This is a genomic window from Castellaniella sp. (assembly GCF_034674885.1).
Lineage (GTDB): Bacteria > Pseudomonadota > Gammaproteobacteria > Burkholderiales > Burkholderiaceae_B > Castellaniella.
Genome location: NZ_JAUCDS010000003.1, coordinates 22,202 through 47,918, shown reverse-complemented (window position 1 = coordinate 47,918; position 25,717 = coordinate 22,202). Strand labels below are relative to the sequence as shown.

Annotated in this window: 26 protein-coding genes; 20 read left to right on the top strand and 6 right to left on the bottom strand. The window is 66.1% G+C overall.

Annotation, left to right across the window (positions count from 1 at the left end; genetic code table 11):
• Positions 1-3: 3 nt before the first annotated feature.
• Positions 4-516, bottom strand: a complete 513-nt coding sequence (gene fabA / locus VDP74_RS03315; RefSeq protein WP_322998201.1) for a 3-hydroxyacyl-[acyl-carrier-protein] dehydratase FabA — start codon at positions 514-516, stop codon at positions 4-6.
• 109 nt (positions 517-625) lie between these two features.
• Positions 626-1,063 (bottom strand): flagellar protein FlhE, encoded by a 438-nt coding sequence (locus tag VDP74_RS03310; RefSeq protein WP_322998200.1) that lies wholly within the window; start codon positions 1,061-1,063, stop codon positions 626-628.
• Between VDP74_RS03310 and VDP74_RS03305 the strand changes: the two genes are divergently transcribed.
• Positions 1,062-1,832, top strand: coding sequence for an NRDE family protein (locus VDP74_RS03305; protein ID WP_322998199.1), 771 nt, complete (start codon positions 1,062-1,064; stop codon positions 1,830-1,832). The genes VDP74_RS03310 and VDP74_RS03305 overlap by 2 nt on opposite strands.
• A gap of 78 nt (positions 1,833-1,910) precedes the next feature.
• A complete protein-coding gene (locus VDP74_RS03300; protein ID WP_322998198.1) occupies positions 1,911-2,372 on the top strand; it encodes a GatB/YqeY domain-containing protein in 462 nt (153 codons plus the stop codon).
• Between the two features lie 42 nt (positions 2,373-2,414).
• Here VDP74_RS03300 and VDP74_RS03295 read toward each other — a convergent pair whose 3' ends face one another.
• A complete protein-coding gene (locus VDP74_RS03295) occupies positions 2,415-3,431 on the bottom strand; it encodes an alkene reductase (RefSeq protein ID WP_322998197.1) in 1,017 nt (338 codons plus the stop codon).
• 142 nt (positions 3,432-3,573) lie between these two features.
• Here VDP74_RS03295 and VDP74_RS03290 point away from each other — a divergent pair, with 142 nt between their 5' ends.
• The 10 genes from VDP74_RS03290 (at position 3,574) to VDP74_RS03245 (ending at position 13,495) form a co-directional block, all read left to right on the top strand.
• A complete protein-coding gene (locus tag VDP74_RS03290; protein WP_322998196.1) occupies positions 3,574-4,230 on the top strand; it encodes a TrkA family potassium uptake protein in 657 nt (218 codons plus the stop codon).
• Positions 4,231-4,239: 9 nt separating this feature from the next.
• On the top strand, positions 4,240-5,604 hold the full coding sequence (locus VDP74_RS03285) for a TrkH family potassium uptake protein (protein ID WP_322998195.1): 1,365 nt from the start codon (positions 4,240-4,242) through the stop codon (positions 5,602-5,604).
• Between the two features lie 61 nt (positions 5,605-5,665).
• Positions 5,666-6,481, top strand: coding sequence for a transporter substrate-binding domain-containing protein (locus VDP74_RS03280; RefSeq protein WP_322998194.1), 816 nt, complete (start codon positions 5,666-5,668; stop codon positions 6,479-6,481).
• Positions 6,482-6,604: 123 nt separating this feature from the next.
• Complete coding sequence (locus VDP74_RS03275) at positions 6,605-7,321, top strand: ABC transporter permease subunit (RefSeq protein ID WP_322998193.1); 717 nt, start codon at positions 6,605-6,607, stop codon at positions 7,319-7,321.
• A complete protein-coding gene (locus VDP74_RS03270) occupies positions 7,318-8,001 on the top strand; it encodes an ABC transporter permease subunit (RefSeq protein ID WP_322998192.1) in 684 nt (227 codons plus the stop codon). Before VDP74_RS03275 ends, VDP74_RS03270 begins: the two co-directional genes overlap by 4 nt.
• Before the next feature lie 99 nt (positions 8,002-8,100).
• Positions 8,101-8,787: a hypothetical protein gene (locus VDP74_RS03265; RefSeq protein WP_322998191.1), complete on the top strand. Its 687-nt coding sequence runs from the start codon at positions 8,101-8,103 to the stop codon at positions 8,785-8,787.
• Positions 8,788-8,795: 8 nt separating this feature from the next.
• Positions 8,796-10,178 (top strand): MFS transporter, encoded by a 1,383-nt coding sequence (locus VDP74_RS03260; protein ID WP_322998190.1) that lies wholly within the window; start codon positions 8,796-8,798, stop codon positions 10,176-10,178.
• Between the two features lie 88 nt (positions 10,179-10,266).
• Positions 10,267-11,496 (top strand): ABC transporter substrate-binding protein, encoded by a 1,230-nt coding sequence (locus VDP74_RS03255; RefSeq protein WP_322998189.1) that lies wholly within the window; start codon positions 10,267-10,269, stop codon positions 11,494-11,496.
• Between the two features lie 93 nt (positions 11,497-11,589).
• Entirely contained in the window at positions 11,590-12,471 is an 882-nt protein-coding gene (locus tag VDP74_RS03250) for a pirin family protein (protein ID WP_322998188.1), read from the top strand.
• A gap of 43 nt (positions 12,472-12,514) precedes the next feature.
• Complete coding sequence (locus VDP74_RS03245) at positions 12,515-13,495, top strand: quinone oxidoreductase family protein (RefSeq protein ID WP_322998187.1); 981 nt, start codon at positions 12,515-12,517, stop codon at positions 13,493-13,495.
• On the opposite strand, the gene VDP74_RS03240 is transcribed toward VDP74_RS03245, so the two are convergent.
• The 3 genes from VDP74_RS03240 to asnB all read right to left on the bottom strand — a co-directional run bounded on the left by VDP74_RS03240 (position 13,483) and on the right by asnB (position 17,296).
• Positions 13,483-14,613 (bottom strand): alkene reductase, encoded by a 1,131-nt coding sequence (locus VDP74_RS03240; protein WP_322998186.1) that lies wholly within the window; start codon positions 14,611-14,613, stop codon positions 13,483-13,485. The genes VDP74_RS03245 and VDP74_RS03240 overlap by 13 nt on opposite strands.
• A 65-nt stretch (positions 14,614-14,678) precedes the next feature.
• A complete protein-coding gene (gene alkB, locus VDP74_RS03235) occupies positions 14,679-15,329 on the bottom strand; it encodes a DNA oxidative demethylase AlkB (protein ID WP_322998185.1) in 651 nt (216 codons plus the stop codon).
• Between the two features lie 11 nt (positions 15,330-15,340).
• A complete protein-coding gene (asnB, locus tag VDP74_RS03230) occupies positions 15,341-17,296 on the bottom strand; it encodes an asparagine synthase (glutamine-hydrolyzing) (protein ID WP_322998184.1) in 1,956 nt (651 codons plus the stop codon).
• Between the two features lie 114 nt (positions 17,297-17,410).
• On the opposite strand from asnB, the gene VDP74_RS03225 reads away from it, so the two are divergent.
• From VDP74_RS03225 to rpoZ, 8 genes are all read left to right on the top strand, one after another.
• Positions 17,411-18,751 carry a hypothetical protein gene (locus VDP74_RS03225; RefSeq protein WP_322998183.1) on the top strand — a complete coding sequence of 447 codons (1,341 nt, stop codon included), beginning with the start codon at positions 17,411-17,413 and terminating at the stop codon, positions 18,749-18,751.
• Entirely contained in the window at positions 18,744-19,421 is a 678-nt protein-coding gene (locus tag VDP74_RS03220) for a hypothetical protein (RefSeq protein WP_322998182.1), read from the top strand. Before VDP74_RS03225 ends, VDP74_RS03220 begins: the two co-directional genes overlap by 8 nt.
• Positions 19,421-22,234 (top strand): ATP-binding protein, encoded by a 2,814-nt coding sequence (locus VDP74_RS03215; protein ID WP_322998181.1) that lies wholly within the window; start codon positions 19,421-19,423, stop codon positions 22,232-22,234. The genes VDP74_RS03220 and VDP74_RS03215 overlap by 1 nt, the downstream gene beginning before the upstream one ends.
• Before the next feature lie 10 nt (positions 22,235-22,244).
• Positions 22,245-23,471 (top strand): hypothetical protein, encoded by a 1,227-nt coding sequence (locus VDP74_RS03210; RefSeq protein WP_322998180.1) that lies wholly within the window; start codon positions 22,245-22,247, stop codon positions 23,469-23,471.
• A gap of 196 nt (positions 23,472-23,667) precedes the next feature.
• Entirely contained in the window at positions 23,668-24,462 is a 795-nt protein-coding gene (xth, locus tag VDP74_RS03205) for an exodeoxyribonuclease III (protein WP_322998179.1), read from the top strand.
• Between the two features lie 33 nt (positions 24,463-24,495).
• On the top strand, positions 24,496-24,843 hold the full coding sequence (locus tag VDP74_RS03200) for a hypothetical protein (protein WP_322998178.1): 348 nt from the start codon (positions 24,496-24,498) through the stop codon (positions 24,841-24,843).
• Positions 24,840-25,499: a guanylate kinase gene (gmk, locus tag VDP74_RS03195; protein WP_322998177.1), complete on the top strand. Its 660-nt coding sequence runs from the start codon at positions 24,840-24,842 to the stop codon at positions 25,497-25,499. The genes VDP74_RS03200 and gmk overlap by 4 nt, the downstream gene beginning before the upstream one ends.
• 11 nt (positions 25,500-25,510) lie before the next feature.
• The gene (rpoZ, locus tag VDP74_RS03190) at positions 25,511-25,714 is read left to right on the top strand and encodes a DNA-directed RNA polymerase subunit omega (protein ID WP_322998176.1); all 204 of its coding nucleotides are present in this window, start codon (positions 25,511-25,513) and stop codon (positions 25,712-25,714) included.
• Positions 25,715-25,717: the final 3 nt, after the last annotated feature.

Here is a 25,717-nt window from a genome sequence, read left to right as displayed (position 1 = left end):
CTCCTAGAAATTGTCCGTGCGGGTGAAGAGCCCCACCCGCAGATCATGGGCCACGTAGATTTCGTGGCCATCGACTTCCATGCGCGCGTCGGCGATCCCCATGACGAGTTTGCGCATCATGACGCGTTTCATGTCGATGTGATAGCGTACTTTGTGCGCCGTCGGCAGGACCTGGCCGGTGAACTTGACCTCGCCCACCCCCAGGGCACGACCGCGCCCCTGGCCACCGCAGCAACCCAGGAAGAATCCCACCAGCTGCCACATGGCGTCCAGCCCCAGGCAGCCCGGCATGACCGGATCGCCCTGGAAGTGGCAGCCGAAAAACCAGAGATCAGGACGGATATCGAGTTCGGCGATGATTTCACCTTTGCCGTGCGAACCGCCGTGGTCGTCGATATGCACGATGCGGTCACACATCAACATGGGCGGCAGCGGCAGTTGGGCATTGCCCGGGCCAAAGAGTTCTCCGCGCCCGCACGCCAGCAATTCTTCGTAACTGTAGCTGTTTTTTTCCATGATGCCCCGTATCAAAACCGGCGTGCCGGCTGCCGCGCCCAATCCCCGGACGCAGGCCTTCAAAGTAAGTAAGCCTAGCAGTATAACCCGAGGTATCCGGATATTCAGATCAATGCGGCCCCACGGCATACCAGACTGTTACCGTTCCGCGCACGAACAGCGGCGGACTGGCGGGCCCCCAGGCGAGGACGCGGTGCACCAGCAGCAGCGGGCCCTGCGCGGGCCGCCCGTCGAACGCGCGGGTATTCAGATGCGATCCCTGCAGGGGTACGCAAGGCCCCTGCGTCGATCCCCAGCACAGTTCGGTGGCGACCTGGGCGGGACTGTCGTAGCTGCGCGAGGCATAGACCCGCGTGATCCGAGCGCCCGCCGGCAGCGGGGCGTCGATCTTGCCAGGCTGAAAAGACACGGTCACGGCCCGGCCCACTGCCTGCAGCCCCTGGCTGACGGCATCGCGGGTCCAGGCCCGATCCGCCGATGCCGCCAGGCCGGGAGACGCGACTGCCATCCCCAGGAGCAGCAGGCGGACGAGTATATTGTGCGTCATGTGCATCGCTTACCTTTCGTTGGGCCATCCGGGCTGGCCCGTTCTGATCGCTGCCAACCGGGACGAATTCCACGCCCGCCCTGCCAAGGCGGCCGGCCCCTGGCCGGGGCGCCCCGACGTGATTGCCGGGCAGGACCTGAGCGCAGGCGGCACCTGGCTGGGTTGGGCCGCCGGCGGCCGTTTTGCACTGCTGACCAACTACCGGGAACCCGGCCGCCCGACGCCGCCCGGCGCGCCTTCGCGTGGCACGCTGGTGCGCGACTACCTGCTGGGGTCGGATTCTGCCGCCGATTATAGTCAGGCCGTCGCAGCTCATGCATCGGACTGGGCCGGCTTCAACCTGATTGCGGGCGACGCGCGGCAGGTCTGCTACCTGGGCAATCGCGACCCATCGGGGCGCTCCCGCGCCCTGGTGCCCGGCCGTTACGTGCTGTCCAATCATCTGCTGGACACCCCCTGGCCCAAGGCCAGACGCTTGCGCGAAGCACTGGACGCCCTGCCCCCCGAGCGCTGGACACAGGACCCTGATCAGGTTTTCGATCTGCTGCACGACACCACGGCTGCGCACGCGACCGAACTGCCCGACACCGGCCTGCCGCACGCCATGGAGCAACTGCTAAGCAGCCCCTTCATCATCAGCCCGGACTACGGCACGCGGTGTTCCACCCTGATCGCCATCCGCGCCGACGGAGCGGCGCTGTTCAGCGAGCAGAGCTACGATGCCGCAGGACAGCCCACCGAGCGCCACGACTGGCGGCCCTGCGCCTAGAAACGCCACCACGCTGCGCGACCCGGGCCTGAGCCTGGGCCTAAAATACCCCTTTTCCCTCTTTACAGGACATTTCCCATGAGTACCGGCCTTGCCAGTCAGATTGCCGACGCCGTCAAATCCGCCATGCGGGCGCATGACAGCCTGCGCCTGGGGACCTTGCGCCTCTTGCAGGCGGCCATCAAGCAAAAGGCTGTGGACGAGCGCGTCGAGCCCGATGATGCGGCGATCATCGCCATCATCGAAAAACAGGCCAAGCAGCGTCGGGAATCGATTGCCGCCTTCGAGTCCGCCGGCCGCACCGACAGCGCGAAACAGGAAAGCGCGGAACTCGACATCCTGAAGGAGTTCCTGCCCCAGGGCGCCAGCCCCGAGGAAATCGCCGCAGCCATCGAGGCGGCCGTTTCGCAAGTCCAGGCCAAGGGTCTGCAAGGGGGCGCGGCCATGGGCGCCGTCATGGGCCAACTGAAGACCGCTCTGGCCGGCCGCGCCGACATGGCCGCCGTGTCCGCTCAGGCCAAGGCCCGTCTAGCGGGATGAGTCTGGGCATGGTGCTGTCCCTGTGGACAGCACGCCAGGCCCTCAGGCGGCCGGGACGGCTTCCGTGCAGGGCCGCAGCGCAATGCCATCGGCCAGGCGCTGCACCAGATCGGGATTCGACACAAAGGCCCGGCCAAAGGCCACGGCATCGCCTTCCCGTGTTTCAACTGCCTGCTGCGCCAGGCCCAGGTCGTAGCCTTCGTTCAGGATCAGGGCCCCGCCAAAGGCCCGGCGAATCACCGGCGTCAGCGCATCGGTCCCGGGATATTCGCGCACGCAGATGAAGGCCAGGCGCCGATTGCCCAGTTCGCGGGCCACGTGCCGGTACAGGGCGACCGGGTCGGAATCCCGCATGTCATGTCGATCACCCCGGGGAGACAGATGCACGCCGATGCGCCCGGCGCTCCAGACGCCGATGCAGGCATCGATTATTTCCAGCAGGAACCGGCTGCGGTTGCCGACCGAGCCGCCATATTCGTCCTGGCGGCAATTCGAACCGTCGTGCAGAAATTGGTCGATCAGATAACCATCGCCCGCGTGGATCTCCACCCCGTCGAACTCGGCCAGCCGGGCATAGCGGGCAGCCTGATCGAAATCGGCCACGATCCGGCGGATCTCATTGGGGTGCAGGCAGCGCGGCACGACATAGCAAGAGGCATCCATCAGACCGCTGGCGCCTGCCTTGCGGCAGGGGATGGCACTGGGAGCGACCGGCATTTCGCCAGACAGGAATTCGGGGTCGGACACCCGGCCCGCATGCCACAGACGCAGGAAAATGCGACCGCCCCGCGCGTGCACGGCCTCGGTCACGCTTCGCCACCCCTGGACCTGAGCCGAATTCCAGATGCCGGGCATGTCCGGGTAGCCTACTCCCAGGGGAGAAACCGACGCAGCCTCGGTGACGATCAAGCCGGCCGAGGCCCGCTGGGCATAATATGCCCGCAAGGCATCGCTGGGCACGCGCCCCTGGGCGGGTCGGATGCCTGCGGATGGCGCCATGACGATGCGGTTACGCAGCAGCACATCGCCCAACTGCAGCGGATCAAGCAAACTTGTCATATCATGCGATCAAAACGGGGAACGCCGGAACTGCGACACAGTTTGCTGCAACGCACAATCCAGACATCAAAAATCTTTAAAAATCCATCAGGGTTTTTACCAGATTTTTCGCAATCTGACTATTGGAGGAGTCGCCCAACGCATGGGACAATTTGCCGTCATAGGGCTGGGGCGCTTCGGCTCCGCCACTTCGCTGGAACTGATGCGCCTGGGCCATTCCGTGCTGGGCGTGGATGCGGACAACCGGGTCGTCGACCAGCACGCAGAACAACTCACCCGCGCGGCCATCGCCGACGTCACCGACCGCAATGCCCTGGCTGAACTGGGCCTGGACGAATACGACGTGGTGCTGGTGGCCATCGGCGAAGACCTGCAGGCCAGCCTGGTCTGCACGGTGCACCTGAAGTCCATGGGGGTGCGGGAACTGTGGGTCAAGGCCTCGTCCCGCGCCCATCACCTGATCCTCACCAAACTGGGAGTCAGCCGGGTCATCCACCCGGAAGAAGAAATGGGCATCCGCATCGCACAGGTGCTCAGCTACCCGATGGTCAACGACTACATCGCCTTGGGCAACGGTGACTTCGTGGTCGAGATCGAGGCCAGCGAACAGCTCAACGGCCGTACGCTGGGCGATGCCCTGATGACCGAGCCCCCGGACCTGATCCAGGCCCTGCTGGTCAAGCGCAAGGGCGCGACAACCCCTCACCCGCCTGCCCAGTTCGTGCTGCGTGCCAAGGACACGCTGATCCTGTTCGGCCCCCTGCAGCAGCTGAAGCTGGCTGCACCGAAATTGCGCTGACGCTCCGGCATGGCCAGACTGACCGTCCATCCCCTGCGCGCCTATCGCCGTGCCCGGCGCACGGGGCAGCTGCAAGCCAGCCCGCCCGCTGTCCTGGCGGGCAGCTTTCTGTTCCTGATCCTGCTGGGCACCTTGCTGCTCTTGCTGCCCGCCGCCCAGCAGCGGCCCATCAGCCTGTTCGAAGCCCTGTTCACCGCCGCCTCGTCGGTGACCGTCACTGGCCTGATGGTGATCGACCCGGCCCGGGACCTGAGCTTCCTGGGGCAGGCCGTCGTGCTGGGGCTGGTCCAGATGGGCGGCATCGGCTTCGTCACCTTTGCCATCATCGCTTCGCTGACGCTGGGCAAGCGGCTCAGCCTCAAATATCAGGCCCTGGCCCTGGAGGCCTTCAACCAGACCAGCGTCGCCCGCATCCGCCAGACCGCGCTGACCGTACTGAAATTTTCACTGGCCATCGAAGGCGCCGCCATCCTGATCCTGACTCTCTGGTGGTGGCGCAACGACTCGCTGGAGCACGCCTTCCTGCTGGCAGGCTTTCACGCGGTCTCGGCATTCAACAATGCCGGGATCTCCCTGTTCCCCGACAGCCTGGCCGGCTTCGTCGGCGATCCGGTCACCACCTTCGTCATCACCGGCTGCATCATCCTGGGCGGCCTGGGCTTCAGCGTCCTGGCCGATATCAACCAGAAGCGCGCCTGGCAGACCCTGGCCTACTACACCCGCCTGATGCTGATCGGCACACTGGTCCTGAACCTGGTGGCGCTGGCCCTGTTCTGGCTGATCGAATCCAGTAATCCAGCCACCCTGGGGCATCTGCCCTTGCCCAGCCAGGGGCTGGCGGCCTGGACCCAGGTGGTGGGCGCCCGCACAGCCGGCTTCGCCAGCATGGACGTGGACCAGCTGCGCGACAGCTCGCGCCTGCTGCTGATGGCCCTGATGTTCATCGGCGGCGGGTCCCTGTCTACAGCCAGCGGCATCAAGCTGGGCACCTTCATCATCCTGCTGGCCGTCGTGCGCGCCTATGTCCTGCAGCGCAAGGAAGTCGTGCTGATGCATCGCACGATCGCCCCGGAAACCATCCAGAAAGCCCTGGCGCTGCTGATGGTGTCGGGCCTGCTGGTATGCATGGGCGTGTTTCTGGTCAGCCTGTTCGAATCCCAGCCGTTCATCGCCATCGCCATGGAAGTCATGGCGGCGTTCACCACCACGGGCCTGAGCCCCGACCTGACCCGTTCCCTGAGCCTGCCCAGCCAGATCCTGTTGATGGCGCTGATGTTCATCGGCCGCCTGGGTCCGCTGACCCTGGTCTACAGCCTGGGCACCCAACGCTACAGCCGCGTCCGCTACCCGGAAGCCCCCATGCAGATTGGCTGAACCGTCTCATGATGTACTACTATTGTTTCTTTCCCGACCCTCAACACAAAGGATTCCGTCCATGGTGACATCCATTGCACGACAGGCGGTGCTGTGCGCCGCACTGGGCCTTGCGGGCCTGGCCACGGCTGCTTCGGCAGCCACCCTGAAGATCGGCACCGAAGGCGGCTATCCGCCCTGGAGCATGGTTGATGCCCAAGGCAAGGTCGCCGGCTTCGATGCCGACGTCGGCCACGCCCTCTGCCAGAAACTCGACATGAAATGCCGCTTCGTCGTGCAGGCCTTCGACAGCCTGATCCCGGCGCTGGAAGCCGAACGCTTCGATCTGGTGATTTCGGGCATGTCGGTCACTGCGGAACGCGCCAAGGTCATCTCCTTCAGCATCCCCTACGCCACGGAAGATTCCTCCTTCGTGCTGCCGACGGGCAGCCCGCTGCTGAAGGCCGCCGACCAGAAAGCCCTGCTGCAGGGCCTGGCCGGCAAGACGGTCGGCGTGCAAAGCGGCACCACCCAGGGCGCATTCCTGCAGAAATACGCTCCGGACATGAAACTCAAGACCTACGAGACCCAGGACCAGATGCAGATGGATCTGTCGGCCGGCCGCCTGGATGCCACGTTCTCCGAAGTCACGCCGCAAAGCCAATTCCTGGATACCACGGGCAAGGGCAAGTTCGCCATGGCCGACTACGTGGTGAAAAGCAGCGCCGATCCGGACATCCTGGGCCTGGGCATCGGTGCGGGCATCAACAAGAAAAACACGGAACTCAAAGCCAAGGTCGACAAGGCCCTGTGCGAACTGATCCAGGACGGCTCCATCAAAAAATCCAGCCAGAAATGGTTTGGCGTGGACCTGTCCAACTACGCAGCCTGCAAGTAACATCCGGCGCTGCGACCAACCCTGGCCGCCCCTCCGACCCCCGTCGGATGGGTATCCAGGGTTGGTTCGCCTTGATCCCGATCTTCTCTACCGTCCGGGCAATACCCCGGGACCGCTGATTTCATGAACGCTTCCCTGCACGACATCCTGAGCGCCGGCTGGGGCACCCTGCTGTTGCGCGGTGCCGGCATGACGGTGTTCATCAGCCTGTGCGGCATCGCACTGGGCATGATGATCGGTATCGCGGGCGCAGCCTGGAAATCGAACGGCAACTGGCTGGCGCGCGGGCTGATCAGCCTGTATACGCTGCTGGTGCGCAGTGTTCCCGAACTGCTCATCATCTATCTCCTGTTCTTCGGTACGGTCCGGCCGGCTGCCGACCTGGCCGACTGGCTCGAATGGGACGATCTGATGGGCAAGGTTTTCCCCATGCTGGTGGGCATCGTGGCCATCGGCCTGATTTCCGGGTCATACAGCGTCGAAGTCTTTCGCGGCGCCTTCAAGGCCATCGACCCCGGCCAGATCGAGGCCGCACGCGCCATCGGCATGCAGCGGCGCCAGATCCTGCGCCGCATCACCTTGCCGCAGCTCTTCTGGTATGCCCTGCCCGGCGCCAACAACGTCTGGCAAAACGCCCTGAAGGACACGGCGCTGATCTCGCTGGTCGGCCTGGTGGAACTGATGCGCGCGGCCGTGCTGGGGTCTGCGGCCACCCGAGCGCCGCTGACGCTCTACCTGATGGCCGGCATCCTGTATTTTCTGATCGGCGTCTGCAGCCAGGCCCTGTTCGTCTGGGCGGAACGCCACTTCGGGCGCGGCATGCAAGGGGCGGCCCGATGATCGAACTCTTCGAAAAAGCCATCCCGGTACTGACCGAGGGGTTCTGGATCACCCTGCGCATCGGACTGTTTGCCATTCTGTTCGCTTCGCTGCTGGGCCTGGCGGCCGCACTGATGCGGACCTCCGGACACCGCGTCGTCTCGGGTCTGTCTTTCCTGTACAGCACTGCGTTTCGCGGCACCCCTTTGCTGATCCAGCTGTTCCTGCTGTACTACGGCATCGGCACCCTGGAGTTCGTGCGCGAGCAGCCCGCCTTGTGGTGGCTGTTCTCGGACGGCGCACGCTGCGCCATCCTGGCCATCAGCCTGAACAGCGGCGCCTACATGAGCGAGGCAATCCGGGGCGGCCTGCAGTCCGTGCCGACCGGGCAGATCGACGCGGCGGTATCCTGCGGCATGAGCCGGCTGCAGGTGTTTCGCCGCATCCGCTTCCCGCTGGCCATTCGCCAGGCCTTTCCCGCCTACAGCAATGAACTGGTCCTGGCCATCAAGGGCACCAGCCTGGCCTCTACCATCGCCGTCATGGAACTGACCGGCTTCGCCCGCCGCCTGATGAGCCAGAGCTACCTGATCGTGGAAACCTTCATTATCGCGGGGCTGCTGTACCTGGCGATCAACGTGACACTGCTGGGTTGTGCCTGGCTGGTCGAACGCAGCCTGGGCATCCGCGCCGAACGCTGATCGGTCCGCACCTTCGCCTGAGCGCTGCGTTACCCTTCCATACAGCCGCCCGTGCCGGCTTGCCGGACAATATCTGCGCCCTCACTCAGGAGAACCCCCATGCGTGCGCCGTCCCCGTTTCGCTCCCTGACCCATCTGTCCATCGTGCTGGCAGCCTCGCTGCCGCTGGCCGCTCAGGCAGGCGGTACCGCCCAGGTCCAGGCGGGCGGGCAGCTTACGCAACTGGCCTGGCAGACTGACGGGGCTGTCCGCCTGGGCCAGGATCAAAGGCCGGATTACCTGATCGTGCGCGACGGCAAGGCCTATTCCGTCTCGATGCGGGGGCAGACGCCGGTAGTCATGGAGGTCGGTGGCCTGCTCCAGGGCCTGGGGGCGCTGGCCCAGTCCCGCCCCAACCAATACCTGCCCGAACGCGTCGATCAGGTGCAGGATACAGGCCGCACCGAAACCGTGGCCGGCATCACCGGGCACGTCTATCGCCTGACCGTGACGGATACCCAGGGCAGGACCCATCCCTCCGACGCCGTGCTGACGGCCGACCGCCGGGTCGTGGACATGACAGCCAGCTACCTGGCCAGCATGCAGTTGCTGCTGGGCCAGGCCAAGACCCGGCAACTCACCGGGGCGCTGCCGGCCGACCGGCGAGGCATCCTGCGCCTGGGACAGGATTTCGTCGTGCAGTCGATTTCCGGGCAGGAACCCCCTGCCAGTGAATTCACCCTGCCTGCGCAACCCACCAGCCTGCAGAACCTGCTGCAGGGCTTGCAGGGGCTGCAAAAGCAGTAGACTGCGGCATGCTCTCTGCCAATCAGCCCGCCATTCGCCGCATCCCTGCATTTACTACCATTGCACTGGCGCTGCTGATGATGTCCGTGGATTCCACGATCGTGGCCACGGTGCTGCACGAACTGCAGCGCGGCCTGGACACCTCGATCAACTGGGCGGGCTGGACCATCACCGCCTTTGCCTTCGGCTTTGTCCTGATGCTGCCCGTCAGCGGCAAACTCAGCGAGCGCATCGGCCGGCGCCGCGTCTTCCTGGTCTCCGTAGCGGTCTTCACGCTGGCCTCGCTGCTGTGCGGACTGACCGACAGCATCGCCATGCTGATCGTGCTACGGGCCCTGCAGGCAGCCGGCGGCGCCGGCATCACGCCTTCGGCCACCGGCATCGTCGTGGACTATTTCGGCGATGGCCGCGACCGGGCCGTCAGCCTGTTCGGCAGCATCTTTCCCATCGGCGCCATGATCGGCCCGATCTTCGGCGGCCTGTTCGTCACCTACTGGAACTGGCGCGGCGTTTTCTTCGTCAACGTCCCCATCGGCCTGCTCATCCTGTGGATGGCACTGCGCTACATTCCGCCCGACGCCCCCAGGGCGCAGAAATCCGGGGCGGGCATGGACTACCTGGGCCTGGGATATCTGGGCGTCTGCCTGCTGGCCGGCATGCTGGCCACCAGCTTTCTGGGGGAAAAGGATCTGCCTTTCGCCTCGCCCCAGATCCTGCTGCCCGCCGCCACGGCGCTGGTGGCCGGCTGGCTGTTCTTTCGCCACATCCACCGCAGCAGCCATCCCTTCATCGCGCCGCGCCTGATCCACGGCCCCGGTTTCGGTATCGTCAACCTGATCAACATGCTGTTTGGCGGCATCACGATCGGCGCCGTGGCCTTGATTCCGCTGTACGCCTCCAACCGCTACGGCATGGGGGCGTTGGGTTCGGGCGCCCTTCTGGTGTTCCAGGGCATTGCCGCCATCGCGCTGTCGCTGGCCTGTACCCTGACCATCCGGCGCACCGGCTACCGCCTGCCGCTGTACGTCGGCGGCACGCTGATCGCACTGGGCATGGCGCTGCTGGCGTTGCCGCCTATCCTGGGCATGGCGCCCTTCGCCTGGCTGGCAGCCACGGCCTTTCTGCTGGGCATGGGCACCGGCACAGTCAACCCGGCCAGCCGCAACGCGGGCCTGCAGCTGGCCCCACAGTCGGCCTCGACCCTGGCGGCCCTGCGCACACTGTCGATCCAGATCGGCACGATTACTTTTATCTCGATCGTGACCATGGTGCTGTCCACCTCTGCCGATCCGGGCCGCAGCCAGGCCTGGGTCTATGGCGTCTGGAGCCTGCTGGTCCTGGCCTCATTTCCCCTGATCACCCGCGTGCCAGAACACCGGGGCGCCTGGTAGGCTCGCCGCCAACCCCGACGGCGGCAGGCATATTGACCCCGCTGTAACGCTCCGATGGCATGATGATCCCCATTCGAAAGGAGTCCTCATGAGCATTCTCAACGCCCGCCTCGCGGCGGGACTGGCCCTGGCACTGGGCGCCCTGCCGGCCACTGCCAGCCCGATTTCCGATGACGTCATCCGCATCGGTTTCATCACCGACATGTCCGGCGTCTACGCCGACGGCGATGGCCCCGGCGGCGCGCATGCCATCCGTATGGCCATCGCCGACATGGGAGGCGAAATCAACGGCAAGAAAATCGAACTGCTGGTGGCCGACAGCCGCAACAAGGCCGACGTGTCCTCGGCACTGGCGCGAGACTGGTTCGACAACCAGCACCTGGATCTGCTGATCGGCGGCACCAATTCCGCTGCCAGCCTGGCGATGTCCGCCGTCGCGGCGGAAAAGAAAAAGCCGTTCATCACCTCGGGCGCGGGCTCGTCGGCATTCACCAACGCGCAATGCACGCCCTACACGATCCAGTACACCTATTCCACCCGGGGCCTGGCGCGAGGCACGGGCGCCGCTGTAGTCGAACACGGCGGCGCATCCTGGTTCTTCCTGACCACGGACTACACCTTCGGTCACGAACTGGAGCGCGACACCAGCGCCGTGGTGCAGGCTGCCGGAGGCAAGGTGCTGGGCTCGGTGCGCACCCCGCTGGGAACGGCCGATTTCTCCTCCTTCCTGCTGCAGGCCCAGAATTCGGGCGCCCAGGTCCTGGCGCTGGCCAACGCCACCGCCGATTTCGTCAATTCCCTGAAGACCGCCGTGGAATTCGGCCTGACGCGCACGATGAAACCCGTGGGCCTGACGGCGACCCTGCTGGACATCCATGCCCTGGGACTGGAGGTCACCCAGGGCATGTATTTCACAGTCCCCTGGTACTGGAACAAGAACCCGGCATCCGAGGCCTGGTCGCGCCGCTACGCCGAGACGATCGGACGCATGCCCACCTATGGCCAGGCGGGCGACTATTCCGCTGCGACCGCCTACCTGAATGCTGTGCGCCAGACTGGAACGGACGACGCCGACACCATCATGGCCTGGCTGAAATCCCATCCGGTGAACGATTTTTTCGTGCATAACGGCGTCATCCGCGCCGATGGCCGCATGATGAACGACCTGAGCCTGTTGCAGGTCAAGACACCTGCCGAAAGCACGGGGCCCTGGGATCTGCACAAACTCGTGGCAACCATCCCTGCCGAAACCGCCTACGGCCCCCTGAGCGAATCCACCTGCCCTTACCTGGACGCGCAAAACCGCTCACAGTCGTAGAATCGAGGAACCACCGGGCGCTCGCGCCGTCGGGCCACCACGCAGCAGGGCCCGCCGCCAGCCCCGCACCTACGATCCAACCGGGATGCCGCCATGGACGCCACACTGCTCATCGATCGCCGCACGCACGACCTGGGGGGCGGGTTCGTCGTCGGCCGCGTGCTGCCATTTCGCAAGCGCCGGATGGTCGGCCCCTTCATCTTCTTCGACCACATGGGGCCGCTGGAGATCGCACCGGGCGCCCCGCGCGCGCTGGATGTCCGGCCGCATCCCCACATCGGCCTGTCCACCGTAACCTATCTGCACAGCGGGGCCATCACCCATCGCGACAGCGTGGGCTCGCTGCAGGAAATACGCCCCGGGGAAGTCAACTGGATGACTGCCGGCAGCGGCATCACGCACAGCGAACGGCTGGAATACGCACGGTCGCACGGGGCCACCATGCACGGCATCCAGGCCTGGGTGGCGCTGCCACAGAAAGACGAGGAAACGGCGCCGTCCTTTCATCACCACCAAGGCGCGGCGGACCTGCCTGAAATCCACGAGGGCGGCGTTTCAGGCCGGCTGATCGCAGGCTCGATCGACGGCGCCACATCCCGCGTACCCACCCACTCGCCGCTGTTCTATCTGCACTGGGACATGCAGGCGGGCGCCCGGCGCACGCTGAGCGCCCAGTATCCGGAACGCGCAGTCTACGTCGCGCAGGGCGAAATCGAACTGGATGGACACATCGTGTCCGAAGGCCGCATGATCGTGCTTGAGACCGGGCACGATGCCACCATCCTGGCGCGCCAGGCATCGACCGTCATGCTGCTTGGGGGCGAACCCATCGGAGAACGCTTCATTTACTGGAATTTCGTGTCCTCTTCCCGGGATCGCCTCGAACAGGCCGCCGAAGACTGGCGCCAGCAGCGCATGGTCCTGCCCGCAGGCGACGACCAGGAATTCATTCCCCTACCCGAAGGCGCCGGCTGATTGCCCAGGCCCCGACGCCCCGCACTTTTCTTCCGGAGACAACATGCACCAATACCAGGCCCAGGTTCGGGACGGTCAAATCCACATCACCCAGAAAGACGCCGCCTCGCCCCTGCCCGGCCCCGGCCAGTTGCTGCTGCGGGTCCAGGCGGCCGGCCTGAACCGGGGAGAAATCCTGGCGCTGCGCCAATCCGGCGCCGACACCCCCGCCAGCCTGGGCATCGAGGCCGCAGGCGAGGTCATCGCGGTCGGCGCCAACGGCGACCCGTTTCAGGTCGGCCAGCGCGTCATGGGGCGGTGCAAGGGCGCATTCGCCGAACACGTGCTGCTGGATGCGCGCGATGCGATGCCAGTGCCTGCCTCCCTGACCTGGGATCAGGCGGCTGCCGTTCCCATCGCGACCATGGTGGTCTACGACATGCTGGTCACCCAGGGCCGCCTGATGGCGGGAGAATGGCTGCTGATCACGGGAATTTCCTCGGGCGTGGGGGTCGCGGCCTTGCAACTGGCCAAGGCGCTGGGTGCCCGAGTGATCGGTACCTCGGGCTCGGCCGACAAGCTGGCCGCATTGAAAGCCGAAGGGCTGGACCTGGGCATCCCGACGCGCCGCCCCGATTTCCACGACGCCGTGCAAAACGCCACTGAAGGCCGGGGCGCGAACCTGGTCGTCAACATCGTGGGCGGGTCGGTGCTGGCCGAATGCGTGCGCTCCCTGGCCTTTCAGGGGCGCCTGGCGACCGTGGGCTACGTAGATGGCGTCACCAGCGGGCCGCTGGACCTGGCGGCGTTGCACAGCCGGCGCTTGCGGCTGTTCGGGGTGTCCAGCAAGGGACTGAACGCCGCCCAGCGCCAGGACATTGTCCAGGGCGTCACCCGCGACGTATTGCCGCTGATCGCTGATGGACGGATCCGGCCGGTCATCGACCGGACCTATCCTTTTGCACAGCTGGCCGAGGCCATCGCCCATCTGGAATCCAACACGCAACTGGGCAAGATCGTCGTGACCGGGGCTCAGGCGGGCTGAACAAGCCCCTGGGCCTCGGGGTAATCGATATAGCCCTTGGCCCCGCCGCCATAGAAGGTCGCGCGATCCGCTTCGGCCAGAGGCAGCCCGTCGCGCAGGCGCCGCACCAGATCAGGATTGCTGATATAGGGGCGGCCGAACGCCACCAGGTCCGCCCGGCCGGACGCCAGCGCCTGCTGCGCCGACGCCAGGTCGTAGCCGTTATTGACCATCCAGGCGCCCCGTCCTCCGGCATCCCGGTAGGCGGCGCGCAGAGCATCGTAATCAAAGGCCTGCTGGCCTTGCTGGTAATCCCGTTCGCCCCCGGTCGCGCCTTCGATGATGTGGATATAGGACATGCCGTGCCGGGCCAGCCCGCGCACGACGTACTCGAACAAGGGCTGGGGTTCCGGGTCGAACGCATCATTGGATGGCGTCACCGGCGAGAGCCGGATGCCGGTGCGGCCCGGGCCGGTTTCCGCCGTGACGGCATCGACGACTTCCAGCAGCAGGCGCGCGCGATGCGCGATCGGCCCGCCATAGGCATCGCTGCGTTCATTGGCCCCGCGACGCAGGAACTGATCCAACAGATAGCCATTCGCGCCGTGGATCTCCACACCGTCGAACCCGGCATCCAGGGCAGCTCGCGCCGCACGGCGGTAGTCCTGCACGATGCCCGGCAATTCATCGACAGCCAGGGCCCTGGGCATGGACGTAGGCACGAAGCCGCCCTGTCCATCGGCATCGATCACATAGGTCTTGCCCTTTGCCTGGATGGCCGATGGGGCCACCGGAGCCCGGCCATCGGCTTGCAGGCTGACGTGCGATACCCGCCCGACGTGCCACAGCTGGACGACGATCTTTCCGCCACGGGCATGCACGGCATCGGTCACGGATCGCCAGCCGGCCAGCGCCTCGTCGGTGTACAGGCCCGGCACGTCAGCGTAGCCCTGCCCCTGCTGGGTAATGGCTGTGCCCTCGGTGACGATCAGGCCGGCGCTCGCCCGCTGGGCATAGTATTCGGCCGTCATGGCCGGAGGCACCGCCCGGGGGGAACGGTTTCGCGTCAGCGGGGCCATCACGATCCGGTTGGCCAGTTCCAGGCCGGCCAGGTCAAAAGCGTCGAACAGAGAGGTCATGCGGATTTACCTTGCTTGAAACGCAACGACCCTACTGTACCGCATCTGCCGCGCGGCCGAGTTCGTCACCCGGCCTTGCGGATCGTCAGATTGATCCGCCGGTTGCCCAGCTGCGCGTGGGGCGCGTCGGCCAAGGCCATGACGCCGTGATATCGCAGCCGATCCACGCCGCCCCAGACGGCCACGTCGCCGTGATGCAGCGATATCCGGAAGGCCCGCTCGCCGCGATCGTGGCCGCCGAACAGGAAGACCGCCGTCATGCCCAGGGAGACGGACACGATGGGAGCATTGAAATCGCGCTCGTTCTTGTCCTGATGCAGCGACAGCTTCGTGCCCGGCAGGTATTGGTTGATCAGACAGGCATCCGGCTCGAAGCCCAGGAACCCGGCATCAGCCGCAGCCTGCTGCGCCAGGTGCATGAAACACCCGGGCATGGCGGGCCAGGGGCGGCCGCACAGGGGATCGATTCCGTCATAGCGGTAGCCGCGCCGATCGGACGTCCATCCCAGCGCGCCGCAGTTGGTCGAAGCCACCGCGATGGTCAGACCGCCCGGCGTCACCATCTGGCGAAACGGGGATTGCGCGACGATGGCCTCAACGGCATCCAGCAGTTCAACCGCGCAGGGCGCCGCCTGGCCGCGCAGGACGACAGCCTGCGACCCCAGCCATTCGCGTTCGCCCTCGGCGGGGCTGCCGAACAGGTCCAGCGTCGTCATGTGCAGGCCTCTCAGGATTCCGCCAGCCACGCCTGGAACATCAACACCCCCCACAGACGGTACTGCCAGTTGCGCCGCCCGGACAGGTGTTCGGCCCATTTCTGCCGGATAGGGGCCGGATCGAGAAAACCTTCCTGGCGCAGGCGCGATTCGTCCAGCAGGCTCTCTGCCCAGTCTCGCAAGGGACCGCGCAGCCAATGATCGACGGGCACGCCAAAGCCCATCTTGGGCCGCTCGATCAGTGTCCTGGGCACATGCCGGTACAGCACCTGCCGCAGGAGCCATTTCGCCGAGCCGTCGCGCAGTTTGAGCGACTGAGGAATCCGCCAGGCGAACTCCACGACCCGATGGTCCAGGAAAGGCACGCGGCTTTCCAGGGATACGCCCATGGCCGCGCGATCGACCTTGACCAGGATGTCGTCCGGCAGATACATGAGGGCATCCAGGGCCATCAGGCGCTGCATGGGATCCAGGCCATCCAGGGCCGGCGGCCGGCCGCGCAGGACGGTTTGGGGTTCGCGCCCGCCCAGCACCAGGTCGGCGGGATCCCAACGCGAGATCGATTCCAGATACAGGTCATCCACGCGCCGCGCCGCCAGCATGCCCGCCCCCTGGTGCAGCTTTTCACCCAGGTGGGCACGGCGCAGCGAACCGGGCATCAGCGGGCGCAGAGGCCCCAGCACCGCCTGCCAGGCCGACGGCGGCAAGGCGCGCATGCCGGCAGCCGCCACGCGACGAACTGCATACGGCAGGCGGGCCACTTTGGCCCAGCGCTGACTGTTGCGCAGGTAGCGGCCGTAGCCGGCGAACAGCTCGTCGCCCGCATCGCCCGACAGAGATACCGTCACCTGCCGGCGGGCCAGTTGCGACACCAGAAAGGTCGGAATCTGCGAAGAATCGGCGAAGGGCTCGCAATACAGAGAGGGCAGCCGGGGGATGACGTCCAGCGCCTGCCGGGGCGTGACATACAGTTCGGTATGGTCGGTGCCCAGGTGCCGGGCCACGGCCAGGGCGTGCTCGGCCTCGTTGTAGCCGTCCTCGTGAAAGCCGATGGAAAAGGTTTTCACCGGTCGGCTGGACTGCGCCTGCATCAGCGCCACCACCGTGGACGAATCAATCCCACCCGACAGGAAAGCGCCCAGGGGCACGTCGGCCATCATCTGCTGGCCCACGGCGGACATCAACAGCGCTTCCAGGGCATCGGTCGCCTGTTCGGCGGAGCCGGAAAAAGGCGCGCGCACACCCGCCACCGCCACATCCGCCAGCGACCAGTAGGCCTCGATCTGCGGTTCCCGCCGGCGCTGCGAAACCATCAGCAGGCACCCGGCCGGCAGCTTGAAAATATTGCGGTAGATGGAATGCGGCGCCGGAATGTAGTTGTGGCGCATGAGCAGGCACAGGGCATCACGGTCGATGTCGGCCACACAGCGTGGATGCGCCTTCAGGGCCTTGAGTTCCGAGCCGAACAGAAAGCAGGCGGCGTCCCCCTGCCCCTGCCAACCGTAGTACAGGGGCTTTTCGCCCAGGCGATCCCGCCCCAGGGTCAGGACCCTGTCCTGGCGATCCCAGACCGCAAAGGCGAACATGCCGATGCAGCGTTCCACGGTCGCCCGGATCCCCCAGGCGACGAAACCGGCCAGCAGGGTCTCCGTATCGGAATGGCCCCGCCAGCCGGCAAAGCCCGCTGCGTCCAGTTCGCGCCGCAAGTCCAGGTGATTGTAGATTTCGCCGTTGAAGACCAGCATGTAGCGGCCGCTGGCGCAGGCCATGGGCTGATGACCGGCAGGCGACAGGTCCACGATGGACAGGCGCCGATGGGCCAGGCCGATACCGGCCTCGTCCGCCCAGGCGCCGGCATCATCGGGGCCTCGCGACACGATGGTATCGGTCATGCGTTCCAGAACGACGCGAGCCTGGCCCGTATCGCCGCCCGGCGCACCCTGCAGAAATCCCACCAAACCGCACATCCGGCATTCCCCTTGGTTTTTCGATTCCGATCTTGGTAACCGGCCTGCCCGGCTCATCGGACAGCTATTTTAAGGCGGCCGGGCCCGTACATTGAATCAAGTATGATTCGCAAGATGAACACCCCAGACTTCGCCCCGGCCCCAGAGGCCGTTTCTTTTGCCGAAGACGCCGACAGCAGTTCATTCGAAGGCTATTTCCGCGACCCCGCAGCGGCCGCGGAATCGCCCCTGGCCTGGCGGTTGGGCCAGCGGCTGGCCCTGCTGGACGCTCTGCGCGGGCTGTTCTCGGGCGGCCAGGCGACGGCGCAACTGCGATTGTGGGTATTCCTGGAACTGGCTGCCCTGCCCCAAGGCCGCCTGCAGCGCGACGATCTGAACCAGGCATTTTTCAGCCTCAGGCCCGAGGCGCTCGACGCGACCCTGAAACGCCTGCGCGATCTGAATCTGCTGGTCTGGGATGCCACTGCCCAGGACTACCACCTGTCGCCCCTGGCCCAGCAATTGCAGGGGCTGCTGGCCCCCCTGGTCCGCTCGGCGGACGAGGACGACGAAATGGCGGCCTTGCTGGCCCAGGTGGCCGGCGCTCAGGCGCTGGGCCTGTCCGACCCGGGCCAGATCCAGCACCTGCACGCGCAACTGGCGCGGCGCTACGACGAGTTCGCCGATGTCATCGCCAGCGGCTCGGAAGCCCGGCTGCGGGAAGCCCAGCCCCGTTTCGAGCGCGCATTGCATCTGGTGGAACGGGCCGGCGAGGCCCTGACGGCCTTGATCCGCAGCGACCACGACGATCCGCGCCTGGAACGCGAGGCGCGCGCCTTGGGGCGCGGCCAGGCACGGCTGCTGTCGATGGCCAGTCAGTTCACGCGGGCCCTGCAGCAGGCTGACCGCCAGCGCATCACCCTGGGCACCACCGGCATCACCAGTTCCGACGTCCGTCAATGGCTACAATCCCGGGGCGCCCTGCACGAATTGCTGGGCGACGCCCTGGCCATCAATCCGCAGCCGGTCTTCATCAGCGGCCACGAACTGGTGGACGTCGCCGAAGGCGAGTTCGAGCGCGACCGGCCCGACCCGCAGCGCAGCCAGGGGCTGCCACCGGCGGCGCAGGCAGCGTCAGGCACGCTGGAAACGCTGCGCATGCCACAGGAACTGGAAGACCTGATTGACCAGCTGGCCGACTGGACGGCCGGCGCGACACCCGAAGCGGCCGCCGCCCGCCCCGTGGCCCAGGCCGTGCTGGGCGGGCGCTACGCCCAGGCCGCCTACCGCCTGCAGCTGCTGCCGCTGCTGGGCGACGAACAGGCCAGCACGCTGCAGGGCCTGACGGGCGACCTGGCGCGATCCGCATGGCGCGCGGTCCTGCTGCCCGAGATCGTGGCCGTTCAGGATCCCTGCGTCGCGGCCCTGAGCGCCGGCCACCTCGAACCCGACATTTCGGATGACACTCATGCATGATGCTTTGGACGACGCCGCCTTGCTGGCGGCCGAACTGCTGGCTCGCCGCTGGCTGCCCCGGCAGCACCCGCGCGTGCGCCGCGCCCTGATCGACGCCGACGTCTGGCAGGCCGCCCAGGAACGCCTGGCTCAGGTGGGCCTGCGTCTGGTGGACAACATCCACGCAGACCATGTCACGGTCGCGCTGCTGCGCGGCGCCGAAACGGCCGTCTTCGGCGAAAGCGGCCTGAACGCCAACAACAACGCGCACTTGCCGCGCGATGCAGTGTCGCTGCTGGTGCTGCTGTGGTCGCTGATCGTTCTGCCCAAGCGCGAGCGCCAGGCTGCGCGGGCCGCCACGGACGACAGCGAAACCCAGACCGACATGTTCGCCGCCGAACGCCCCCTGCCCAGCGCCGCCAGCGTCAGCCCCACAGTGTCCTACAAGGCGCTGTTGGCGGATTTCGGTCCGCAACTGGGCCGCAAGACGCGCATGGACGGCAATCTGAAGCGCCTGGAAAACCGTGGTTTCATCACCCGACACGGCGACGACATCGCCGAAGGCCCACTGCTGGACCTGCTGCTGGACTACGACGCGCTCGCGCCGCGCATCCTGGAAGGCGCCCTGAGCGATGTGCTGGCCCGCACCCGGCATCACGCCGACGAAGACGAACCCAAGGACGATCTCTGATGTTCCACCTGCAATCCCTGGAACTGCTGCAGTGGGACTACTGCCAGCGCCTGACCCTGCCTCTGGACGGCGCCATCATCACGGTGGCCGGCCCCAACGGATCGGGCAAGACCACGCTGCTGGATGCCATGCGCACCCTGCTGGGACTGGACTGCTCGGGCGGGCGCAACTACAAGACCTACGCACGCCACGCCAACGCCGACACGACCTGGCTGCGCGCCGTGGTCGACAACCGGCCGCACACGCGCCAGACGTCCAGCCGGCCTTTCGCCCGCAATCTGCTGTACGCCGACCAAGTGACGCTGGCCTGCCGGATCGACCGCAACGGCGGCGACTGGCAGCGCCGCTACCTGATGGCCGACGGCGACGTACCCATCGAAACCCTGATCCAGTCCCCCGACAAGGACTGGCTGGGCATCGAGCATTGGCGCAAGCGCCTGGAAGGCGCCGGGCTGTCGCGGGCCATCGCCCGTGTGCTGGCCCTGGAACAAGGGCAGACCGACCGACTCTGCGAATATTCCCCCAAAGAACTGCTGCGTCTGGTGTTCGACGTGTTCGGTGACCAGGAAGTGCTCGATCGCTACGAAGAGGCCCGTCGCCACCTGCGCGACCAGCAGGCCGAAGTCGAATTGGCCGAACGCGAGCTCGCCCACGTCCGCGCCCAGCTGGCGGAACTGGAGGCCCGCGTCAACCTGTACCGCCAGCACCAACACAAACTGCGCGAACGCGAAACCCTGGTCACCGAAGTCGTCCCGGTACTGGACTGGCACGAAACCCGCAGCGACATCGCCAGCCGCCTGGCCGAACTGCACCGTCAGCGGCTGCATCAGTCCGGACTGCGGCAGCAGCGGTCACAGGATCGGCAGCGCCTGCTGCAGCTGCTGGACGAACGCCAGGCGCTCGACGTGCGCGTGCGCCAGCTGGAACAGGCCAGAAACCAGGCCCTGCTGGATCAACAGCAGGCCCGGGAAGCCGAACGCCCGATCGAAGACTTGGTCCGGCAGGCCGAGGAACTGCAAAAGCTCGCCGCCATCGAGGGCGACAGCGCCCAGTTGGCCGAGCGAGTGCGCGAACTGGAACGACAGAAGGCCGAGCTGAGCGGCCGCTGGCACGCGCTCAGCACACAGCGCAGCCAACTGCAGGCGGACCTGGACGGCTTGCAGGGCCAACAGCAATCGCCAACGCCCCCGGACGTGCAACGATTCCAGCGCTTGCTGCGCCAGCAGAACATTGCGCACCACCTGATGGCCGATGTGATCGACATCACCGATGCGCGGTGGCGGGCCGCAGCCGAAGGCGTGCTGCGGGCGGCGCGCTGGGTGGTCGTCTTGCACACGGCCGGCGACGAAGGTCGGGCCATGGCACTGGCAGAAAAGGAACGCTACCGCCATTACCTGGTGGCCGAGTCGGCTCCCGCCCCCGCGCAACCGCCGCCAGACAGCCTGCTGGCCGTGCTGCGGTTTTCGAATACGGCCCCTGCCTGGCTGCTGCAACAGCTGGCGCAGATCCGGCGTGTGGACAGCACCCAGGACGGAACACGGCAGTCCGGTGAATGGATCACCCCCGATGCCTACTGGCGCGATCGCCGGGGCGGGCGCAGCGTCTGGATCGACCCGGCGCAGCACCAGTTCGGCGCTGCTGCACTCTCGGCCCGCACCGACGCCCTGCGCCAGCAGGTGACGCGCCTGGACCAGCAACTGACCGAACTGGCCCGGCAGGAACAAGCGCTGCGCCGCCAGCTGGACGCCGCACGCCAGGCAGGCCAGGGGCGCCAGGCAGCACAGGAACTGGCCGAACACAGCGAAGCCTTCGAACGTGCCCGCCAGCAATGGCCGGCGCTGAAACAGGTCCGCCTGGCCGCCAGCGAGCACTGGACGGCGCTGGAAGCGGAACTGAAGCAGGCCATCATCACGCAGACCAAGACGGGCGGCCGCTACGACGCGTTGCAGTTGCGCCTGTCCGACGGCGAGCGCGATGCCGAGAGAGCCGAACGCGACTGGCAGGATCGCCGCCAGGAACAGCAGGGTCGCGCCGCCGTATCGCGCCGACAGAAGCACGATTTCCCGACATCCTGGATCACGCCGGACAAGATCCGGTCCCTGCTGGAGCACTACCAGTATGCCCGGCAGGCCAGGTTGCGCTGCGAATCCGTCGAACGCGAACTGCAGGAGGGCCAGTGGGAAACCGATGCGACGGTCGAGGACAAGCAGGTTCTGATGCAGGCCACCGTGGGCGACCAGGAATCACGGCTGTCCACCTGCAAGGCCCGCAACGCGGCCGCCACCACGGCCGTGAGCAACGCCCGCGAACGCTACATCGACGTGCTGCGCACCACCGTGCGCCGCTACCGGCGCAACATCACGGAACTGGGCACGCTGGCCGGCGTCGAAGTCAGCGCCGACATGCCGCACCTGGACAATGACGACACCGTGCTGCGCCAGGCCGAACTGAAGGTCAGCTTCAATTTCGACGGCAAGGGCCGCATCGGCCTGAACGACGGCGAGGCCTCGGGCGGCCAGCAGGTGATCAAGTCCCTGATCCTGCTGGTCGGCCTGCTCAAGGACGACGACATGTCCGGCGGCTTCGTCTTCATCGACGAGCCCTTCGCCCACCTGGACGTGCGCAACATCCAGCTGGTCGGCCACTTCCTGAAATCCACTCGCGCCCAGTACGTGCTGACGACTCCCATCACCCATAACGTGGAAGTCTTCGAGCCGGCCGACATCACGCTGGTGACCAGCAAAAAACCGCCCGACGCCCGCTGGGCGCCGCCCATTGGCGTGCTGCAGCGCCGGGCGGAACCGGTCACATAAGGCGCAGCCCATGAATGCGCCGGACTGGATCGAGACCCTGACCGGGCGGAACCGGCGAGACCTGCGGGCAGCGGCGCCCGCCCCGCAGGCCCTGCCGCTGCTGGACCCGGAGCAGGCGGCACTGCTGCGCTGCTGGGTACGCAGCGACGCCCAGCGGCGCAGCCGCGCAGCCCTGCTGAAGGACGCCGGGCCCAGTGGCATCGAAGGCGCCGAGACCCTGTGCGACCGCCTGCTGGCCGACGGCTGGATCACCCGCAGCGAACGCCTGAAAGGCGGGGCCTGGCATTGGGAGGCCATCGCCTGGCACGACCTGCCGCGCCTGCAGACCCTGTTGGGCGTGGCCGGACCGCGCCAGCGGGCCGAGAACCGTCAAGCGCTGCTGGACCAGGCCCAGGATTGGCTGCATGACCGGCGTGCCGCCATGGGCTCACCGAACTCCGACCTGTTCGATGCCCTGAGACGGGCCCTGACACAATTGGACAGCGAACGCACCTTGTCGTTGGATCGCCTGGCCGGCAGGCTGGCTCTGCTGCGCGCACTGGTGGATTGGCAGGACCAGCAACTGTCCGGAACCCGACGAGACTTCGCCCTGCATGCTGGCGGCGCCACCAAGGCCCTCTCGGCAGCCGACTGGCAATGGCTGGAAGCCGGCTTCGACCTGGAACAGTTACGCGTCAGTCGCTTCGCCCCCATGATCTGGATCGCCGGCGATCTGACCCTATCCTGGGATGCCGGGCAGAGTCTGTCGCTGGGTGCCCTGCACTGCCTGGGCGTGCCCGCCGATGACGTGCTTCAGGCCGCCGCCGTCAGCCCACCGCAGCGCTGGTGGCTGATTGAAAATCGCGCCAGCTTCGAGCGCCAGGCGCGGTGCCTGCCGCCGGGCGTCGCCCTGGTCTGGATGCCAGGCCGCCCGCCGATGGCCTGGATCCATGCCATGACCCACCTGCTGCGCCGGGCGCCGGCCCCCGCCTGGATCAGCGCGGATGCCGACCCGGCGGGCGTGGACATCGCCTGCCAGGTCGGCGCGTCGTGGCAGGCCGCCGGCCTGGACTGGGAGCCCCACCAGATGGGATTGGAGCAATGGGCCGCCACCCCGCAATACTGGCCCCTGAACGACCACGACCGCCAGTTGCTGCAGCGCCTGCTGGCGCGATCCGATCTGCCTGCCGGCCTGCGCGCCCTGTGCGAGGCGATGCAGACCGAAGGGCGTAAAGCGGAACAGGAAGGCTGGATTTAAGCCCATTGTCCAATCGGGCTGCGGATCAATTGTTCACTCTTGGTCGGATAACCATCAATCGTCTTGGCTGGTACCATGATGGCACTCACGCGATCCACACAGACCACGGGTCGCCCCATGCGATAGAGGCTGGAAACTTAACCTATAATTTAGGTTAAATTTATATTATAAGTAGCTGATTATAAATAGTTATTATATGAAATTTGCCACCTGGAACGTCAATTCCCTGAATGTCCGCCTGGGCCACGTCATCGACTGGCTGCAGGCCAACCCTGTTGATGCCCTGTGCCTGCAGGAACTGAAGCTGCCGGACGAAAAATTTCCGCAGGCCGCCTTGCGGGACATCGGCTACCACGCCTGCTGGGCGGGCCAGAAGACCTATAACGGCGTGGCGATCCTCAGCAAGGCTGAACCGATTGACGTGCAGCGCAACATCCCCGGCTATGACGACCCGCAGCAACGGATCATCGCCGCCACCCTGCCCGATGCCCAGGGGCGGCCAGTGCGCGTCATCAGTGCCTACTGCCCCAACGGTCAGGCCGTGGACAGCGACAAATACGTCTACAAGCTGGATTGGTTTGGTGCTTTGCGACGCTGGCTGGACCAGGAAATGGCCACCCACCCTGATTTGACGATCCTGGGGGACTACAACGTGGCCCCGGCGGATGCCGACGTGCACGATCCGGCCGCATGGGCCGGTGGCATTCTGGTGTCCGACCCCGAACGGCAGGCCTTCCAGGACCTGCTGGACCTGGGCCTGCAGGACACCTTCCGGCTGTTCGACCAGCCACCCAAGATCTTCAGCTGGTGGGATTACCGCATGATGTCGTTCCGGCGCAATGCCGGGGTGCGCATCGATCACATCCTGGCGACTTCCGATCTGGCCGCGCGCTGCCTGGGCTGCCAGGTGGACAAAACCCCCCGGGGCTGGGAAAAGCCATCGGATCACGCGCCGGTGGTGGCCGAATTCGGCGTATCCGACCGTCTATAATGAGAGTAAGCGTTAACTACAAAACCACCACCCATGCCGCTCGACAGTCGATTGATCGCCCAGCTTGACCAGGGACTGATCCTGGACATCACCCTGGAAGACCTGCCCTTTCGGGTCTATGTGGCGCAACGCCCGGCCGATGTGGAACAGGTTGCTGACCTGGTCCCGGCCGAACAGTTCCAGGGCGACGGCGACGTGCACGTGGCAGCGATCCACGACGGCGATGACGCCTCCGAACAGATCCAGGACGTCCTGTTCAACCTGAATCCGGGCGACGCCATCGTTTTCCTGTGCACGGGATCGCAGGCCTATGCCGACGCGCTGGCAGAACTGGGCCAGGCGCCCGACTCCGATGCGGCAACCGATGGGGGGCAGCAATGACGGCGCAAACCCATCCGCCCCACGCCGGCAACATCTTCATGGTGGTCGCCCCCAGCGGCGCCGGAAAGTCCAGCCTGGTCAACGCGCTGCTGGCCCAGGATGACACCCTGGCACTGTCGGTGTCCTGCACGACTCGCGATCCTCGGCCTGGCGAACGCGACCAGAAACACTACCGTTTCGTATCGGTGGATACCTTCCAGGCCCTGCGCGATCGTGGCGACATGCTGGAATGGGCGGAAGTCCACGGGCATTTCTACGGCACGCCACGCGACCGGGTCGCCCAGGCCATCGCTGGTGGCACCGACATCATCCTGGAGATCGATTGGCAGGGCGCACGCCAGGTGCGCCAGCACTATCCCCAGGCCATCGGCATCTTCATCCTGCCGCCTTCGATCGAAGCCTTGGAAACCCGACTGAACAAACGCGGCCAGGATGCACCCCAGGTCATCGCCCGCCGCCTGCTGGCGGCCGGCGGTGAAATGGCGCATGCGTCGGACTGCGAATATGTTATTATTAATCAAGACTTTAGCGTCGCATCACAGCAATTGCAGGCCATCGTCACGGCCGCTCGCCTGCGCTATGTGACGCAATCCATCCGCCACGCCGACCTGTTCATGCAGCTCGGCATCCGCAAACCTCTCGCCAACGCTAGCTGATCAGGAATCCTATGGCCCGCATCACCGTCGAAGACTGCCTCGAGCAAATCCCCAACCGCTTTGATCTGACTCTGGCGGCCACTTATCGTGCCCGCGAACTGGCCCAGGGCCACGAATCGCGCATCCAGAGCCACAACAAACCCACCGTGACCGCATTGCGCGAAATCGCCCAGAGCCAGGTCGGCACTGAAATGCTGCGCAAGGTCCCGACCTGATCC